The sequence below is a fragment of the Embleya sp. NPDC127516 genome (assembly GCF_044765325.1).
In the GTDB taxonomy this organism is placed as follows: Bacteria; Actinomycetota; Actinomycetes; order Streptomycetales; family Streptomycetaceae; genus Embleya.
On the sequence record NZ_JBIWJT010000007.1, the window covers coordinates 281,585 to 296,772 of the forward strand.

Genomic DNA, 15,188 nt, shown 5'->3' on the forward strand with positions numbered 1-15,188 from the left:
TTAACCTAACCGCGACATCGTCTCGGGTCGTCCGTGGCCGACCGTGTCCGAGAGGGCGAGTTCCAATCTCCACCGAACGTGAACGCCGGGCGCAGCTCTACCGGCCCTTCCAGCTCACCGTGGTCCGCAATACGCCGATCACCCGCAACGCCACCCGGATCACCCTGACCGGCCCCAGGTTGGCGCACTTCGTCCCGGGCGGGCCCGACCAGCGGGTCAAGCTCTTCGTGCCGCGCGAGGGCCGGCCCGCGTCCCGGATCACCCGGGACGACCTGACCTGGCGCGAGGCGTGGACGCGGATCCCCGAGGCCGACCGGCCGTACCAGCGCACCTACACCGTGCGCGCGCACCGGTCGGATCCGGTCGAGATCGACATCGACTTCGCACTGCACGCGCCGGGGGGACCCGCCTGTCGCTGGGCCCGCGCCGCGCGTCCCGGCGACGCCATCGAGCTGCTCGGGCCGACCGCCGAGCGCAACGGCGGCTACAGCTTCGAGCCGCCCGCCGGGCGCCGGCTGCTGCTGGCCGGTGACCACGCGGCGCTGCCCGCGATCGGTTCCATCGTCGAGTCGCTGCCGCCGGACGCACGCGGGCACGTCTTCGTCGAGGTGGCCTCCGAGGCGGATCGCCAACATCTCGCGGCGCCGCCCGGGGTACGGGTGGACTGGATCCACCGCGGCGACGCACCGGTCGCCGAGAACCGGTTGCTGGACGCGATCCGCGACGCCCACCTGCCGGTCGAACACGGTTACGCGTGGCTGGCCGGTGAGGCCGGTCGGGTGCGCGCGCTGCGCCGCCACCTCAAGGACGAGCGCGGCATGGACCACCGCTCGATCGCCTTCATGGGCTACTGGCGCATGGGGCACACCGAGGAGACCGCGCACACCGAGCCCACCGCCCGCGCCGAACCCCCGGTGGCACAAGCGGCGCACTGACGTACACAGCGCACCGTCGGCATGCCGAGGGGGAGGCCGACCACACGCGCGCCGAGCGGCACGCGGAGCGGAACGCCGATCAAGCGCGTCGAACGACCCATCGACAGGCGCACCGCGCGTCGGCCCACCCACGGTCGGCCGCTGCTCACCGGTCTCGTGCCGACCAGGTCCGCTCGCCGCGCATCCGCCGCGCGATGACCACAAGATCGATCCAGGCGATCAACGCCGTCACCGCGCACGCGATCGCGGCGACGATCCACAACGTGCGCACCTCGCTCGTGACATCCGTCGAGGCCGCCCACGCGCACAGCGCACAACCGACCACGAAGAACGGCAGCGCGATCCTGGACATGACCCTGCGTGCGGCGAGGTCGCTGCGTGGATGGGCCGCCTCGCTGCCGGGAGGGCGCTTGGCCGGAGCGCGATGTCGCGCGTTCATACCTTTCGCATACCCGACCACCGAACCGGTACGCGAATCGCGGCCGATGCCGTCCGCGGCGTTTGCGGGCGCCGGCGCACGAGAGGAGCCTGGAAGCGTACGCGACCGAGTCCTCATGAGTGCCCGTGGTGAGCGCCGAACACGGTCCGTACGCGAGACCGGGTGAGATCGATGCGCATGTTCCTCCAAGCACGCATGGACACCGAGGCGGGCAACCGGGCGATCGCCGACGGGTCGTTGGCCAAGACCATCCAGGCGATCGTCGGGCGACTACACCCCGAGGCGGCCTACTTCACCGCCGTCGAGGGCGACCGCTCGTGCCTGTTGGTCTTCGACATGCAGGACTCGTCGCAGTTGCCGGGCATCGCGGAGCCGTTCTTCTCGATGGGCGCCAAGGTGAGCGTCAAGCCGGTGATGAACCTCGAAGACCTGCAGAAGGGTCTGGGCGCGCTCGACGGCTCCGCCCGATAGGGTCGGACGGGCGAGCCGACCGGGTGATCCGCGCTCCGGCGGTCGCCGGACGCGGGGGGACTACAGGTGTTTCGGGTCGCCGTCATCGACGACTACCAGGGGCCGGCCGCGGCGCTCGACTGCTGGTGCAAACTGCCGGAAGGCACCGAGGTCGCGTTCTTCCCCGACCACGTGACCGACGCCGAGGCGCTGGTCGAGCGGTTGGCGCCGTTCGACGCGGTGATCGCGATGCGCGAGCGTACCCCGTTTCCCGCCGGGCTGCTCGCGCGACTGCCGGGCCTGCGGCTGCTGGTCACCACCGGGATGAACAACGCCGCCATCGACATCGAGGCGGCCCGGGCGCAAGGCGTGACGGTGTGCGGCACGCGGTTGTTGCCGCATCCGGCGGCCGAGTTGACCTGGGCGCTGATCCTCGAGTTGGCCCGCCGTACCGGCGCCGAGGAGGCGAGCCTGCGCGCCGGCGGATGGCAGTGCGGCATCGGGTCGGACCTCGCCGGATCCACCCTCGGGGTGATCGGTCTGGGCAAACTGGGCGCGCGGGTGGCCACGATCGGCGCGGCGTTCGGGATGCGGGTACTGGCCTGGAGCCAAAACCTGACAGCCGAGCGTGGTGCGGAACTCGGTGTGGAGGTGGTCGCCAAGGACGAACTCTTCCGCCGCGCCGACTTCGTCTCCGTGCATGTGCGCCACAGCGAGCGGACCAGGTCCCTGGTCGGCGCGGCCGAACTCGCCCTGATGCGCCCCACCGCGTACCTGGTCAACACCTCCCGGGCCGCGATCGTGGACCGAGCGGCCCTGCTCGCCGCGCTGCACGAGGGTCGGATCGCCGGTGCCGCGCTGGATGTGCACCAGGTGGAGCCGCTGCCCGCCGACGACCCGATCCTGGACGCCCCCAACACCATCCTCACGCCGCACATCGGCTATGCGACCCAGGGCAACTACACGCTGGCGTACACCGACGCGGTCGAGGACATCGCCGCGTTCCTGGCCGGCCGACCGGTGCGCGAGTTGTAGTCCCGGTCCCGGCGGAGCGCACGATCACCGTTCACCGATTGTCCTGTCGGCCGTACAGAGCGTCACCTCGGCTCGTTCGAGGGCAGGTGCCCGGGCGCAGACGACTTCGCCCCCTGTCGGAGCGTCGACAGGGGGCGAGGTCGGTGCGCCGTCCCGGGTCAGCCGGCCGCCGGTTTGGTGCCGATCGTGGAATACAGCCGCCAGCCGGTGGTGACCAGGCCCGGCCGGCCGGCGACCTCCTGGAAGCGGTCCAGGATGTCGTCGTCCAGGCCCGACTCGGCGAGCCGAGACCGGAGTTGCCGGGCGTTGCAGGCGTACAGGCGGTGCGCGAGGCCGGGTCCGGCGCAGTCCGCGTCGGAACGGGTCACCCGTACGTCGGTCAGCCCCGCCTCGACGAACGCGTCCTTGGTCGCCGCCGCCCATTCCAGGTCGGCGCCCCGGCTGCGCAGTTCGGCCAGGATGCCCGCCACGACCTCGGTGAACACCTTCTCGTCGGCGGGGTCGGCGCAGGCCAGGACGCGTGGTGGCTCGGGGCAGTACCAGTCCTCGACGACCAGGACACCGCCGGGTTCCAGCGCGTCGACCAGGCGCGACAGGATGGCCCGGCGCTCGGGTATGTGCAGCAGGACCAGTCGCCCGTGGATGCCCCGGTAGGGCCGGCGCGGCAGTTCGTCGGTGCGCAGGTCCAGCGGGAAGGTGCGGATCGGCGCGCCGTCGACGGGAGTGGCGAGCGGGCGCGCGTCCAGGTCGGTGGCGTGCACGACGCCGATCGGACCGATGCGGCGGGACAACTCCCGGGCGATGCTGCCCAGTCCGTAGCCGATCTCCAGCCATTCCTGGCCGGTCGGGTCGTCGAGGGAGTCCAGCACCATCCGGGTGCTGGGGTCGAGCAGGCTCTGCAAAGTCTCCAACTGGAAGGTGATGTCGTCGGCTTCGGCGAACGCGTACAAGAGCCCTCCTGGGGTGGGTGGAGCGGTGGGGAAGGGGACCGGCGGGATCAGCCGCCGAGGACGGCGAGCTGCTCGACCGCCACGTTGGCCCGCTTGGGGCCGTCGTTGCGCACCTCGAAGCGGTACCACTGCTGCACCGGCGAGTGCGTGGCCGGGTTGAGCTGCATCACGCCGCGGGGGCTGTCGATCTGCCCGACGTTGCCCAGCGCGGTGTTCACCGCCTCGGGGGTGAGCGTCTTCTTCTCGGCGCGGACTGCGGCGATGGCGGTGTCCAGCGACCGGGCGATGTCCCACGCGGCGACCGCGTAGATGGTCGGGCTGCGGTCCGGGTGGCGCTGCTGCCACGCGGCGACGAACGCCCGGTTCGCCGGGTTGTCCAGGTCCGCGCCGTAGGTGGCGAAGGTGGTGATCCCGGCGGCGGCGTCGGCCTGCGCGTCGAGTTGGCGGCCCTCGGTCAGCGGTCCGCTGCCGTACAGCGGGAGCTTGGCCGCCTCGGAGGCCTTGTACTGCTTGACGAAGTCGACCGCCGCGGTGCCCGCGTAGAACGCGTAGACGGCCTTGGCGCCGCTCTGCGCGATCTTGTTCAGGTAGGGCAGGAAGTTCTGGGTGGCCGGGAAGGGGGTGAAGGTGGTCTTCCCGTCCGGGTTGGCCAGCGTGCCGCCGGCTTTGGTGAACGACTCGGTGAAGCCCTTGAGTTGGTCCCAACCGCCCTGGTAGTCCGGGCCGATCGCGTAGACCGGGCCGTTGACGTGTTCCTTGACCCAGGGACCGGCGGCGGCGCCGGCCTCGTAGGACTGGGTGTTGAACGACCAGACGTGCGCGGTCAGTTTGGGATCGGGGAACTCGGGTCGGCCCGCGACGCCCATCAGTGCCGTGTTGTTGGCCGCCGCGATCGGCAGCACACCGGCCACGCTGCCGCCGCTGACGATGCCGGTGATCGCCAACACGTTCTGCTGCTTGACCAGTTCGGTCGCGGCCGGGACGGCGGTCGGCGGGCCCGCGCCCTCGTCGCGCACCACGATCTCCGCCTTGAGCCCGCCGAGCTTGCCGCCGTGCGTGTCGCGGTACAGCTCCAGCCCCGCCCGGGTGTCCTCGCCGACGGCGGCGTAGGGACCGCTCGCGGGGGTGAGCAGGCCGATCTTGGCGACGGCGTCGGATGCCTTGCCCTTGTCGTCACCGGCCGCACTGCCCGAGCACGCCGACAACACCAGGAGTAAACCGGTGGAGGCGATGGCCAGCGGGACGCGGGTGCTGCGGAACCGTCTACTGGTGCTGCTGCGCATGTCGGTCTCTCTCTCGGCAGGTTCGCGATACGGGGGTTCGAACTCTCCGGGTGTGGCTGCCGGTTCACTCACGCGACGAGGTGGAAGGCGGTCTCGGGGCGCGCGGGTGCCGGGCGGGGCGGACGCGCCGGATCGGCCGGTGGGCCGGGGCGCGCGAATACTCCGGACGACCCGGGCGGATGGCCGGGGCGCCCGGCGAGGGCAGCCGGGATCGTGGGGTCAGAAGACCCGGCTGGGAGCCGGCATGCGGGCGGGTTGCGGCTGGAGGCCGCGACCGCGCGCGAGCGGGGTCAGGGACGGGCCGACACGCTCCATCAGCGCGTGCATCGCCCGGATCAGGTTGCCGACGTCGGCGTTCCAGGTGGTCGCCACGATCAGCGCGGAGGGGTGCACCTGCCCGTCCGGTCCCGGACTGGTGTTGCCCATGGTGAGCAGCAGCCCGTGCTCGGCCTGCGACATCAGCACACTGACCGGGCCCAGCCCCATCAAGTCGGCGCTGTAGTCCTGCATGAGCAGGGCACCGGGCGCACTCGACGCGATCTTCTCCGCGTTCGCGATCCACGCCGCCTGCGCGGCGGCGTCGGTACGGATGCGACCGGGCAGCGCGGCCTGGGCCACCAGCAGCGAGTCGCCGCTGGCGGCGACCGCGTGCAGCACGTCGGGAGCGTGGTCGTGCACGAACTGGCGCATGAAGTCGTCGAGCACGCTCTGGTCGACGGCGGGCTCGGTCATGGGGATTCCTTGGGGGTCCGGGTGAAGGGCAGGTCGCGGGCGCCGCGCCCGAACGAGGCGGCGGCGGCGCTGGCCTGCGCGATGTCACGGGTGGGTGGGGCGGTACGACGGAACTGGGTCGCCTGTCCGGTGCGGCGTTCGCGGCGGGGCAGGCCCTGCGCGGTCAACTCGGGCGCGTAGTTCGCGGGGAGCGGGCCGCCGACGACCGGGGCGGACGCACTCGGATCCGCTCCGTGCGGGTGGCTGCCGTTGGCGGCGCCGCCGTTCGCGGCGTTGCCGTTCGGGCCGTGGCCGTTCACGCCGGCGCCGATGGCGATCGGGCGCGCGGGGCCGATCTGCGGGGTGCCCGGTCGGGTGACGTGCTCCACCCGGCGTCGATGGCGGCCCACCGAGGCGATGATCGCGTGCGGCAGCACGATCTCGACCACCGTGCCGCCGTCCGCGCCCGGTTGCAGCTCCACCGCGATCTCCAGCGGGCGGGCCTGGAGCGCGACCACGGTCAGGCCGGTCTGGCGCAGCGAGGGCAGTGCGTCCACGTCGGCGCGCAGCCGCCGGTTGAGCAGTTCCGGGTCGCGGTGGCCCACGCCCTGGTCCCGCACGCGCACCAGGACGCCCGCCTCGGTGCGCTCCGCGGTGACCTCTACCTCGTGCCGACCGGAGAAGCGGGCCGCGTTGTCGACGATCTCGCCGACGATCTGGGTCACCGCGCCGACCGTGTCGCCGGCGAGCGTGACGGACGTGGGGATGCCCTTGAACGCGATGTCCGGCAGGCGTTCGTAGTTGGTCACCCGCTGGGCGCCGGCCCGGACCACCTCGTACAGCGGGGTGTCGGGCCACAGCCGGTTCGGCGGTTGCCCACTGAGCACCGCGATCGAGTCGGCGAGCCGCTTGGTGCCCTCGTTGCCGTGGTCCACCTCGAAGACCGTGCCCAGTTGATCCACCGTCAGATTGGATTCCTGGAGCCGGTCCAGGGCGCTGCTGACCCGGCTGGTCTGCACCCGGATGCGTCGGGCGACGTCGCCGAGTGCGTCGTTGTACTCGCGCTGGGCCAGCACCAGCGACGCGCTGTGTTCGACCGTGCTGTAGGCGAGCCGGGTCAGCGCGCGGGCCAGGTCGGCGATCTCGTCGGCGCCGCGCTCGCGGTCCGGCTGCGGGCCGAGCATCTTGACCGCGTACGCCGCACCGCTCTCGTGCGGGCCCAACGCGTCGCGGCGGCGCAGGTCGGCCTCGACGGCGGGCAGCGTCTTCTGGGTCATCTCGGTGACCCGCTCGGCCAGGGTCCGCAGGCGCCGGTGCAGCAGGCGGCCGAGCCAGGCCGCGGCCGCGGCGGCGGCGAGTACCGCACCGATCAGCACCGCGCCCTGGACGCCGGCCAGCCACCACCGGTCGCCGGTGACGTCGGCCACCTCGCGCGCGATGTCGGCGTCGGCCCGCTGCTCCACCGACCACAGGCGGTCCGCGCGTTCGGCCAACGCGGCGCGCCAGACGTCCGGTTCGAGCGATTCGCGGCCGAGCGCGTCCTCGGTCTGCGCGACCCGGATCATCTCGAAACCGGCCAGTGCCCGGGCGAGGCGGTCGCGCCAGCCGGTCGGGGCGGTGACCGCGAACGCCTCCAGCGCCTGGTCGTGCGCGGCGCGTGCGGTGGAGGCCGCCTCGAGTACCGGCCCGCCCAGTGGTCCGGCGCCGAGCGAGCGCAGCACGGTGACCTGTTGCTGGCCCAGCGCGGCCCGGGCCTGGGTCAGCGAGGTGATCGCGCGCAGTCGGGCGGCGATGTCGGTGGATACGCCCGGGTCCAGCGCGACCCGGGCGCGCAGGTCCACGGTGGTGCCGATCCAGGCCCAGTAGCGCACGGCCGCCGCCGAGGTGGCCACGCCCCGCCGGTCGATCTGGGTGCGCAGGCCCGGCAGGCCGCGCAGCGCGGTGTCCACCGCGGTCAGTGCGGCGCGTTCGCCGGCGGAGGCGGGTTCGAGGTCGCGGCGCCGGTTCTCGTAGCGGCGGATGGCGGTCTCGCTCGCGTCGATCGCGGTCCGGTAGTCGGCGCTGGTGATCGGCCCGGGGCCGCGGGAGAGCAGGGTCACCGCCGCGGCGCTCTCCGCCTGGAGTCGGCGCCCCACCTCGCCGGCGTCGGCGGAGACCCGGACCAGGTCGTGCGCGTGGTCGGCGGCCTGGGCCTGTTCGACCATGGTCAGGATCGCGGATCCGGCGAAGAAGACCATGCCCGCCGAGGGCACGACGACCATGAGCGTGATCAGGCCGCGCACCCGGGGGCGAATCCGGGCGGCGATTCGGATCCGCAACGGGGGCCGCGCCGAGTCGACCGAAGGCCGCGCCGAGTCGACCGGGGGCCGCGCGGAGTCGGCGGGCTGCGCGGGCGAGTCGGCGGTCGCCGGGCGGGAGCGACGTATCTTCATCCGAGTTCGCCCCTTCGGCCGGGCCGGCCGGATCGTGCGTACCCGGACGGGCGCGGGTTCGCCGGGTGTGCGGGGGTGCTCGCCCGTCGGGCGGCGCGGGCCGGGGCGGGTCGTTGGGGTCGACCGGGCCGGGTCGCGTCGGCGACGTGAGGGGGACGGCGGAGTAATCGCAACACGGGCAGTGATCCCTGAAGGATGGTCGGTGGGAGGGAGTTCGCGACGATGGTGCTCGCGAGGGGCGGGCCGTCGGGGGCGGGCGCGACCGACCTGGCACGGTGCGGGTGATCGGAACGGGCCCCGATGCCCGGGCCCTTCGCGGTCGGGCGCGCCGGCGTCGGCGGGCTCGTGGGGTGCCGGTGCGATCGGGGCAGGCGGTACCGGCGCCTCCGCTTCCGGTTCGAACGCGGTTGGATCGCCGTACGGTGAACGCCGATTCGATCCGGCCCCGGCTTGCGATCAGCGGGCGTCCGCGCGCGTCATGGGCGGCCGGGGGACGCGCGCACGCGCTAGCCGGCGCGGCGCGGCCGGTTCACCCGAGCCGAACTCGCGGTCGGCAAACCGGCGTTCGGGTCCCGGAGCGGCGTCCTCGAACAGCTCGCCGACCGTTCCGGGATCGTTCGGTCGCGAGCATTCGACGCAAAAACGCCCATGAACGGATCACTCCTCGCAAGGGGGTGCGGGGTCGACCAGGAAGCGCCCGATTGCGGCTGGGGCAACTGTTCGCATCGGTGCGCACACACACTGTCCCTGCGAATCCACCGGACGTCAAACGAAACTTGGGTGTCGGCCCGCCTCTGTTGTCACTGTCACGGTCGGGATCGACGCCCTTTGCCCCGGCGGCAGTTCGCCGCCGAGGGCGGTTCGGCGCGCCGAGTGGGGGCGGATCGCGGCGGTCGACGGGGGAGGACGCGCGCGGTGCAGGGTCACCGGTTGGTGGGGTGCTGTCCACCCGGGCCACTTGCCATTTTGTGCCGATCGAGAAGCTCGGCATTGTCGCTGTCGGGACGGCCCGTCAAGACTGGTCTGGACCAATCTCCCGCACTCCGTCCCCCCAGGAGCCGTCCGATGTCACCCATTCCGCACGCCTTCGTCGAGTCCGCCAAACCCCATGTACTGGGCCTGTTCCGGATCGTCGTCGGGCTGCTGTTCACCTGCCACGGCACCGCCTCGCTGTTCGGCTTCCCGGACGGCGGGCGCGGCACCGTGCCCTCCGGCGAGTGGCCGGGCTGGTACGCGGCCGTGATTCAACTCGTGGGCGGCGGGCTGGTGTTGCTCGGGCTGGGCACCCGGGCCGCCGCGTTCGTCTCGTCCGGATCGATGGCGTACGCCTACTTCACCGAGCACCAGAAGCTGGATCTGTGGCCGATCCAAAACGGTGGCGAGGCGTCGGCGATGTTCTGCTGGGCCCTGTTGCTGATCGTGGTGTTCGGGTCGGGCAGCTTCGCGCTCGAGCGGCTGTTGGCGCGTGGCGGCGCCGACACCTCGAACGCGCCGGCCCCGTCGAAGGAGTCCGCACCGGCGGCGCTGCGATGAGCACGGCCCCCCGGTAGCGGCGGCCGGCGCCCCGGGGCGGTGCGCGAGGTTCAGCCCAGACTGTCGCGGCGGATGCGGGCCGCCAGCCACAGATCGAAGCGATCGTCACCGTCCTGCGGGCGCCGGCCCGTCAACCGCATCGCCTTGTCCACCCGATTGCGCACGGTGTGCCGATGCACGTCCAGGCGCCGACTCGTCTCGTCCCAGGAGCCGCCGGTCTCCAACCACACGGCCAGCGTCGCGGCCAGTTCGCCGCCGGGGTCGGCGGCGTCGATCGGCCCCAGCACCGCGTCCGCGTAGCCGGCCAGCGTGCGCGCGTCGGCCAGACCGAGCAGCAGCCTGCTCGCGGTGCCGTGCCGAGCCTCCACCGGATGCCCGGCGGCCCGGCTCACCGCGAGCAGGCTGCGCGCCTGCCGAATCGAGGACCCGGCCGCGTCCGGAGCGGCGGCCGGGCCGATGCCCGCCGCCCGACCCGGGGCGAAGCGGCCGAGGATGGCCCGTACGTCCAGCTCGGCGCCCAGCACCGCCTCCACCGCGCCGCCCGCCACCCGGACCAGGCCGCCGGGCAGGGCCAGCGCGAGGTCGGCCGCGAGCTCGGCCGCGTCGAGGTGCCCGGTGTCCGCGTCCGCCGGATCCGGATCCAGGCCCACCACCACACCGCGCACCTCCCGCGCCGCCAACCCGGCTGCGGCGAGCACGTCGCGCGCCTGCTCGGCGGTGGTGCCCGGGGCCAGCAACCGACCGAGCAGCGCGGCCCGACGCCGACGCACCGGTTCGTCGGCCAGGTGCCGGCGCTCCAGCTCCAGGGACAGCAGCGACACCAGGCCGGACACCAGCAGTCGGGCCGCCGACTCGACCGGACCGGCCAGCACCAGCAGCCCGCGCAGCCGCCGGGCGCCCAACGGCTGCACCTCCACCCGTACACCCTGTGCGTCGCTGCTGCTGCCGCTGCCGTGCAGGCCCCGCGCGGCCACCTTCCGGATCAGGTCGGTGCTCGCCGCCAGCAGCGCCACCGCGTCCGCCGAGCCGTCGGCGCCCGGCGCCTCGGGCGGACCGGCCAGGCTGTCCGCGACCAACCGGCCCACCGGGTCGGCGACGATCGCGTCCACACCGGTCGCGGCCCGCCAGGCGCGCAGCGTGGCCAGCACACCGTTGCCGGAGGCCGCCGCGATGGTCAGCCGGCGCTGCGCCTCGAACGCGTGCTCCAGGGCCAGCCGCTGACGGGCGGCGCGGGCCTCGAACACGGCCTTGGTGACCGCGATGAAGGGCACCTCGTCCGGGACCGTGAGCAGCGGCAGGCCGGCCGAGTGGGCGGCCCGGATCAACGGCTCGGGCGCGCTTTGGTGCGGCAGCTCCCGACCCAGGCCCAGCACCAGGGCGCACGCGCCCGCGCCCGCGACGTCGCGCACGTACGCGGCGCAGGCCGCGTCGGTCATCGGCAGCAGCAGGCCGATCGTCATCAGCAGCTCGCCGCCCTGGAGCCAGTGGCCGGGAGTGAGCAGCTCGGACACGTGCGCTGCCTCCACCCGCCGGTCCAGGTGCTCGGCGCCGGCGGCGACCGCCAGGCGCAGGTCGGGCAGGGCCACCAGATCAAAGATGCGCAGGGCGCCGGAGAAATCGGGCATGGCGGACCGGCCGGTGGGTGCGGAGGGCGGGATCGTCGACGAGGGCATGGACATAGTGTCCACCCGTCTCCATCAGATTCGACATGATATCGATCGTTTACGGTTGTTAACCGGGCGTACCTTCAAGCGTCATCCCATCGATCACGCTTCGTCCCCCGACCGTCGTCCCCGACGCGTCGACCGAACGGGACCAGGACCGCAGGAGAGCCCATGGACGCCACCAGGCCACCGCGCGCGGCCCCCGCCACCGCCCGCCACGCCGCCGTCCCGGCGGCCGGGCCGGTCGCGACCGGCCCCGGGGCGGACACCGCGCCGCGTCCCGGGGGTGTGGCCATCGAGACCCGCTCGATCGACTACGTCCCGGCCCGCGAGCGGCACGGCAAGGTGTGGCACCAGGGCCCGTTCTGGTTCACCGGCAACTTCGTGCTCACCACGATGGTCACCGGCTTCATCGGTCCGGCCCTGGGCCTGGGACTGGGCTGGTCGGTGCTGGCCGTGGTGCTCGGCGCGTGCTTCGGCACCTTCTTCATGGCCTTCCACGCCAATCAGGGTCCGCGGATGGGCCTGCCGCAGATGATCCAGTCCCGCGCCCAGTTCGGCATCCGCGGCGCGATCGTCCCGTTCGTCGCGGTCGTGTTCGTCTACGTCGGCTTCAACGTGTTCAACGTGGTGCTGGCCACCGAGGGTCTGCAGACCGTGCTGCCGGGCGGCTCGACACTGTGGTACGCGGTACTGATCTCGATCGCGATCGTGCTCGCCGTGGTCGGCCACGACCTGCTGCACCTGGTCCAGCGCTGGCTGACCTACGCGCTGATCGCGGTCTTCGGGGTGCTCAGCGTCGGCGCGATGGTCAACCTCGACGTGTCCACACCGGCCGGCGGCGGCGGGATGTCCTGGACCGCGTTCCTGGTGGTCTTCTCCGGCGCGGCCGGATACCAGATCAGCTACGCCGTCTATGTCTCGGACTACTCCCGCTACCTGCCCGCCGATGTGCCCGCGCGCAAGGTGATCTGGTGGACCTACGCGGGCGCGGCCGGCTCGGCGGCGTGGCTGATGTCGCTGGGCGCGCTGCTCGCCTCCGCGCTGCCGGACCCGGACGCGATCGGCGCGGTGCGCCGGGTGGGCAACGACATCGTGCCCGGCTTCGGTACGTTCGCCGTGCTGGTCTCCTCGCTCGCGCTGATCAGCATCATGGCGGTGAACGCCTACGGCGCGATGCTCACCACCACCAGCGCGATCGACGCCTTCCGGCCGGTGCGGCCGACGGTGCGGGTCCGGGTGGCCGGGATCGTGGCGATCGAGGCGATCGTCTTCGTGGTTGCGATCGTGCTCCCGGACGACTACCTGGGCAGCTTCAACGACTTCGTGCTGATGATGCTCTACTTCCTGATCCCCTGGACGGCCGTCAACCTGGTGGACTTCTACCTCGTCCGGCGCGGCCACTACGCGGTCACCGCGATCTTCGACCCGCGTGGCATCTACGGCCGGTGGTCCTGGCGCGGTCTGACCGCCTACACCGTCGGCTTCGCGGCGATGATCCCGTTCTTCAAGACCAGCTTCTTCACCGGACCGGTGGCGGACGCGCTCGACGGCGCGGACCTGTCCTTCGCGGTCGGCCTGCTGGTCGGCGGCGCGCTGTACGCGTGGCTGTGTCGCGATCTGGACCTGACCGCCGAACGGGCCGCCGAGCGCGCGAGCGAGGCCGAGCTCGAAGGCGCCGACGCGCCGCGGGGGGTGTGAACGTGACCGAGACCGTGGTGGCCTGCGCGCAACTCGCGCTGTCCGTCGGCGACGTGGCCGGCAATCGCCGCGCGGCGCTGGCCGCGATCGAGCGGGCCGCCGAGGCCGGCGCCGAGGTGTTGGTCCTGCCCGAACTGGTGAACAGCGGCTATGTGTTGCGCGACGCGGCCGAGGCCGCGGCGCTCGCCGAGCCGGTGGACGGGCCGACCGTGACCGGCTGGCGGGACGCGGCCCGGCGACACGACCTGATCGTGGTGGGCGGCTTCGCCGAGCGCGACGCCGACGGGGCGATCCGCAACTCGGCGGTCCTGGTCGACCCGAGCGGCGTACGGGCCCGCTACCGCAAGGCGCACCTGTGGGGTCGCGAGAGCGAACTGTTCGTCCCCGGAAGCGAGTTGCCGCCGGTGGTGGACACCAGGGTGGGGCGGATCGGGGTCCTGGTCTGCTACGACGTGGAGTTCCCCGAATGGGTGCGCACCGCGACACTGCGCGGCGCGGACCTGCTGTGCGCGCCGGTGAACTGGCCGTTCGCGCCCCGACCGGCCGGCGAGCGGCCGGCGGAGGACATCCGGGTGCAGGCGAACGCCGCGGTGAACCGGGTGTTCGTCGCCGCGTGCGACCGGGCCGGCCCCGAACGCGGCACCTCGTGGGTCGGCGGCTCGATCATCGTCGACCCGGACGGCTTCCCGCTCGCCGGTCCACCGGCCGAGGACGCCGAACACCTGCTGCTCGCCCGCTGTCGGCTCGCCGACGCCCGGGACAAGCGGATCGGCGCGCACAACGACGTGTTCGCCGACCGCCGACCGGAGTTGTACGCACCGATCGTGAACCCCGCCCCCGGCCCCTCCGCCTCCCTCGACGAGCACACCGATGAAAGGACCGAGCGATGACCGGCGCCCCCCGAGGACCCATCGACGCCACGCGTGTACCCCGCTTCGCCGGCCCGGCCACGTTCGCGCGGCTGCCGCGAGCCGACGAGGTCGAGCACGTGGACGTCGCGGTGGTGGGCGTGCCGTTCGACAGCGGCGTCAGCTACCGCCCCGGCGCCCGGTTCGGCCCCGCGCACGTACGCGCCTCGTCCAAGCTGCTGCGGCCCTACAACCCGGCCCTGGACGTGTCGCCGTTCGCCGAGCAGCAGGTCGCCGACGCGGGCGACATCGCGGTCAACCCGTTCGACATCGGCGCCGCGATCGCCGACCTGGAGCAGGCCGCCCGCGCCTTCTCCGCGCGCGGCACCCGGCTGCTGACCATCGGCGGCGACCACACCATCGCGCTGCCCCTGCTGCGTGCGGTGGCCGCCGAGCACGGCCCGATCGCGGTGGTGCACTTCGACGCGCACCTGGATACGTGGGACACCTACTTCGGCGAGCCGTACACGCACGGCACGCCGTTCCGCCGCGCGTCGGAGGAGGGCCTGCTGGATCCGACCCGCTGCCTGCACGTGGGCATCCGCGGGCCGCTGTACGGGCCCGACGACCTGCGTGAGGACGGCGTGCTGGGCTTCCAGGTCGTGCACAGCGACGACTACCAGGACGCCACCGTCGCCTCGGTGGTGGAGCGCATGCGCCGCCGCCTGGGCACCGGTCCGGTCTACGTCTCGGTCGACATCGACGTGCTCGACCCCGCGCACGCGCCCGGCACCGGCACGCCCGAGGCGGGTGGGCTGACCAGCCGCGAACTGCTCAACACGCTGCGCGGTCTGGTCGGCCTGAATGTGGTCGGCGCCGACATCGTCGAGGTCGCGCCCGCCTACGACCACGCGGAACTGACCGGCATCGCCGCCGCGCACGTGGGCTACGAACTGCTCTCCGTCCTGGCCCGCAACCGCCGCGACGGCCTGTCCGGCTGACCGCGCGGACGCCCGCGTCGAGCCGACGCCGACGAACTCGACGCGCGGGCGCGGCGACCGCTCACGGGGGCGGTCGCCGCGCGGGATATCTTCGTGTTCGTCGCGGCCGGTGGGCGGGGTCTCGCCGGTGCCACGCGGCAGGCGCGCACGGCGCGTGGGCTGCGGCCCGCGGGGGGCGTACGAGAGCACGAGGAAGAGGACGGCAC

General features: G+C 73.1%; 13 protein-coding genes. 7 read left to right on the forward strand and 6 right to left on the reverse strand.

Annotated elements, in window-relative coordinates:
• Positions 1–119 precede the first annotated feature (119 nt).
• The gene (locus ACIRL2_RS16300; RefSeq protein WP_395871550.1) at positions 120–935 is read left to right on the forward strand and encodes a siderophore-interacting protein; all 816 of its coding nucleotides are present in this window, start codon (positions 120–122) and stop codon (positions 933–935) included.
• 145 nt (positions 936–1,080) lie between these two features.
• Here ACIRL2_RS16300 and ACIRL2_RS16305 read toward each other — a convergent pair whose 3' ends face one another.
• Positions 1,081–1,374 carry a hypothetical protein gene (locus ACIRL2_RS16305; protein WP_402232614.1) on the reverse strand — a complete coding sequence of 98 codons (294 nt, stop codon included), beginning with the start codon at positions 1,372–1,374 and terminating at the stop codon, positions 1,081–1,083.
• Positions 1,375–1,545: 171 nt separating this feature from the next.
• On the opposite strand from ACIRL2_RS16305, the gene ACIRL2_RS16310 reads away from it, so the two are divergent.
• Both ACIRL2_RS16310 and ACIRL2_RS16315 read left to right on the forward strand, forming a co-directional pair.
• Positions 1,546–1,845 carry a hypothetical protein gene (locus ACIRL2_RS16310; RefSeq protein ID WP_395871546.1) on the forward strand — a complete coding sequence of 100 codons (300 nt, stop codon included), beginning with the start codon at positions 1,546–1,548 and terminating at the stop codon, positions 1,843–1,845.
• 66 nt (positions 1,846–1,911) lie between these two features.
• Positions 1,912–2,859: a D-2-hydroxyacid dehydrogenase family protein gene (locus tag ACIRL2_RS16315; protein ID WP_402232617.1), complete on the forward strand. Its 948-nt coding sequence runs from the start codon at positions 1,912–1,914 to the stop codon at positions 2,857–2,859.
• A gap of 158 nt (positions 2,860–3,017) precedes the next feature.
• On the opposite strand, the gene ACIRL2_RS16320 is transcribed toward ACIRL2_RS16315, so the two are convergent.
• The 4 genes from ACIRL2_RS16320 to ACIRL2_RS16335 form a co-directional block, all read right to left on the reverse strand.
• A complete protein-coding gene (locus tag ACIRL2_RS16320; protein WP_395871542.1) occupies positions 3,018–3,809 on the reverse strand; it encodes a class I SAM-dependent methyltransferase in 792 nt (263 codons plus the stop codon).
• A gap of 47 nt (positions 3,810–3,856) precedes the next feature.
• Positions 3,857–5,092: an ABC transporter substrate-binding protein gene (locus ACIRL2_RS16325; protein ID WP_395871540.1), complete on the reverse strand. Its 1,236-nt coding sequence runs from the start codon at positions 5,090–5,092 to the stop codon at positions 3,857–3,859.
• Between the two features lie 219 nt (positions 5,093–5,311).
• Positions 5,312–5,824, reverse strand: a complete 513-nt coding sequence (locus ACIRL2_RS16330; protein WP_395871538.1) for a hypothetical protein — start codon at positions 5,822–5,824, stop codon at positions 5,312–5,314.
• Positions 5,821–8,235, reverse strand: coding sequence for a nitrate- and nitrite sensing domain-containing protein (locus tag ACIRL2_RS16335; RefSeq protein ID WP_402232622.1), 2,415 nt, complete (start codon positions 8,233–8,235; stop codon positions 5,821–5,823). Before ACIRL2_RS16335 ends, ACIRL2_RS16330 begins: the two co-directional genes overlap by 4 nt.
• A 1,065-nt stretch (positions 8,236–9,300) precedes the next feature.
• Here ACIRL2_RS16335 and ACIRL2_RS16340 point away from each other — a divergent pair.
• Positions 9,301–9,768 (forward strand): DoxX family protein, encoded by a 468-nt coding sequence (locus ACIRL2_RS16340; protein WP_395871534.1) that lies wholly within the window; start codon positions 9,301–9,303, stop codon positions 9,766–9,768.
• 50 nt (positions 9,769–9,818) lie between these two features.
• Here ACIRL2_RS16340 and ACIRL2_RS16345 read toward each other — a convergent pair whose 3' ends face one another.
• On the reverse strand, positions 9,819–11,441 hold the full coding sequence (locus ACIRL2_RS16345; RefSeq protein WP_402232625.1) for a PucR family transcriptional regulator: 1,623 nt from the start codon (positions 11,439–11,441) through the stop codon (positions 9,819–9,821).
• A gap of 162 nt (positions 11,442–11,603) precedes the next feature.
• Here ACIRL2_RS16345 and ACIRL2_RS16350 point away from each other — a divergent pair, with 162 nt between their 5' ends.
• The 3 genes from ACIRL2_RS16350 to speB are packed head-to-tail and all read left to right on the forward strand — an operon-like array spanning position 11,604 to position 14,982.
• Positions 11,604–13,133, forward strand: a complete 1,530-nt coding sequence (locus ACIRL2_RS16350; RefSeq protein WP_402232628.1) for a purine-cytosine permease family protein — start codon at positions 11,604–11,606, stop codon at positions 13,131–13,133.
• Positions 13,134–13,135: 2 nt separating this feature from the next.
• Positions 13,136–14,023, forward strand: coding sequence for a nitrilase-related carbon-nitrogen hydrolase (locus ACIRL2_RS16355; protein ID WP_402232631.1), 888 nt, complete (start codon positions 13,136–13,138; stop codon positions 14,021–14,023).
• Positions 14,020–14,982, forward strand: a complete 963-nt coding sequence (gene speB / locus ACIRL2_RS16360; RefSeq protein WP_402232634.1) for an agmatinase — start codon at positions 14,020–14,022, stop codon at positions 14,980–14,982. The genes ACIRL2_RS16355 and speB overlap by 4 nt, the downstream gene beginning before the upstream one ends.
• Positions 14,983–15,188: the final 206 nt, after the last annotated feature.

What these genes read in the sequence shown, in the direction of transcription:
- ACIRL2_RS16305 (WP_402232614.1), bottom strand. Translation starts at nt 1,374, where the DNA reads ATGAACGCGCGACATCGCGCTCCGGCCAAGCGCCCTCCCGGCAGCGAG.
- ACIRL2_RS16310 (WP_395871546.1), top strand. Translation starts at nt 1,546, where the DNA reads ATGCGCATGTTCCTCCAAGCACGCATGGACACCGAGGCGGGCAACCGG.
- ACIRL2_RS16325 (WP_395871540.1), bottom strand. Translation starts at nt 5,092, where the DNA reads ATGCGCAGCAGCACCAGTAGACGGTTCCGCAGCACCCGCGTCCCGCTG.
- ACIRL2_RS16330 (WP_395871538.1), bottom strand. Translation starts at nt 5,824, where the DNA reads ATGACCGAGCCCGCCGTCGACCAGAGCGTGCTCGACGACTTCATGCGC.
- ACIRL2_RS16335 (WP_402232622.1), bottom strand. Translation starts at nt 8,235, where the DNA reads ATGAAGATACGTCGCTCCCGCCCGGCGACCGCCGACTCGCCCGCGCAG.
- ACIRL2_RS16340 (WP_395871534.1), top strand. Translation starts at nt 9,301, where the DNA reads ATGTCACCCATTCCGCACGCCTTCGTCGAGTCCGCCAAACCCCATGTA.
- ACIRL2_RS16345 (WP_402232625.1), bottom strand. Translation starts at nt 11,441, where the DNA reads ATGCCCTCGTCGACGATCCCGCCCTCCGCACCCACCGGCCGGTCCGCC.
- ACIRL2_RS16350 (WP_402232628.1), top strand. Translation starts at nt 11,604, where the DNA reads ATGGACGCCACCAGGCCACCGCGCGCGGCCCCCGCCACCGCCCGCCAC.
- speB (WP_402232634.1), top strand. Translation starts at nt 14,020, where the DNA reads ATGACCGGCGCCCCCCGAGGACCCATCGACGCCACGCGTGTACCCCGC.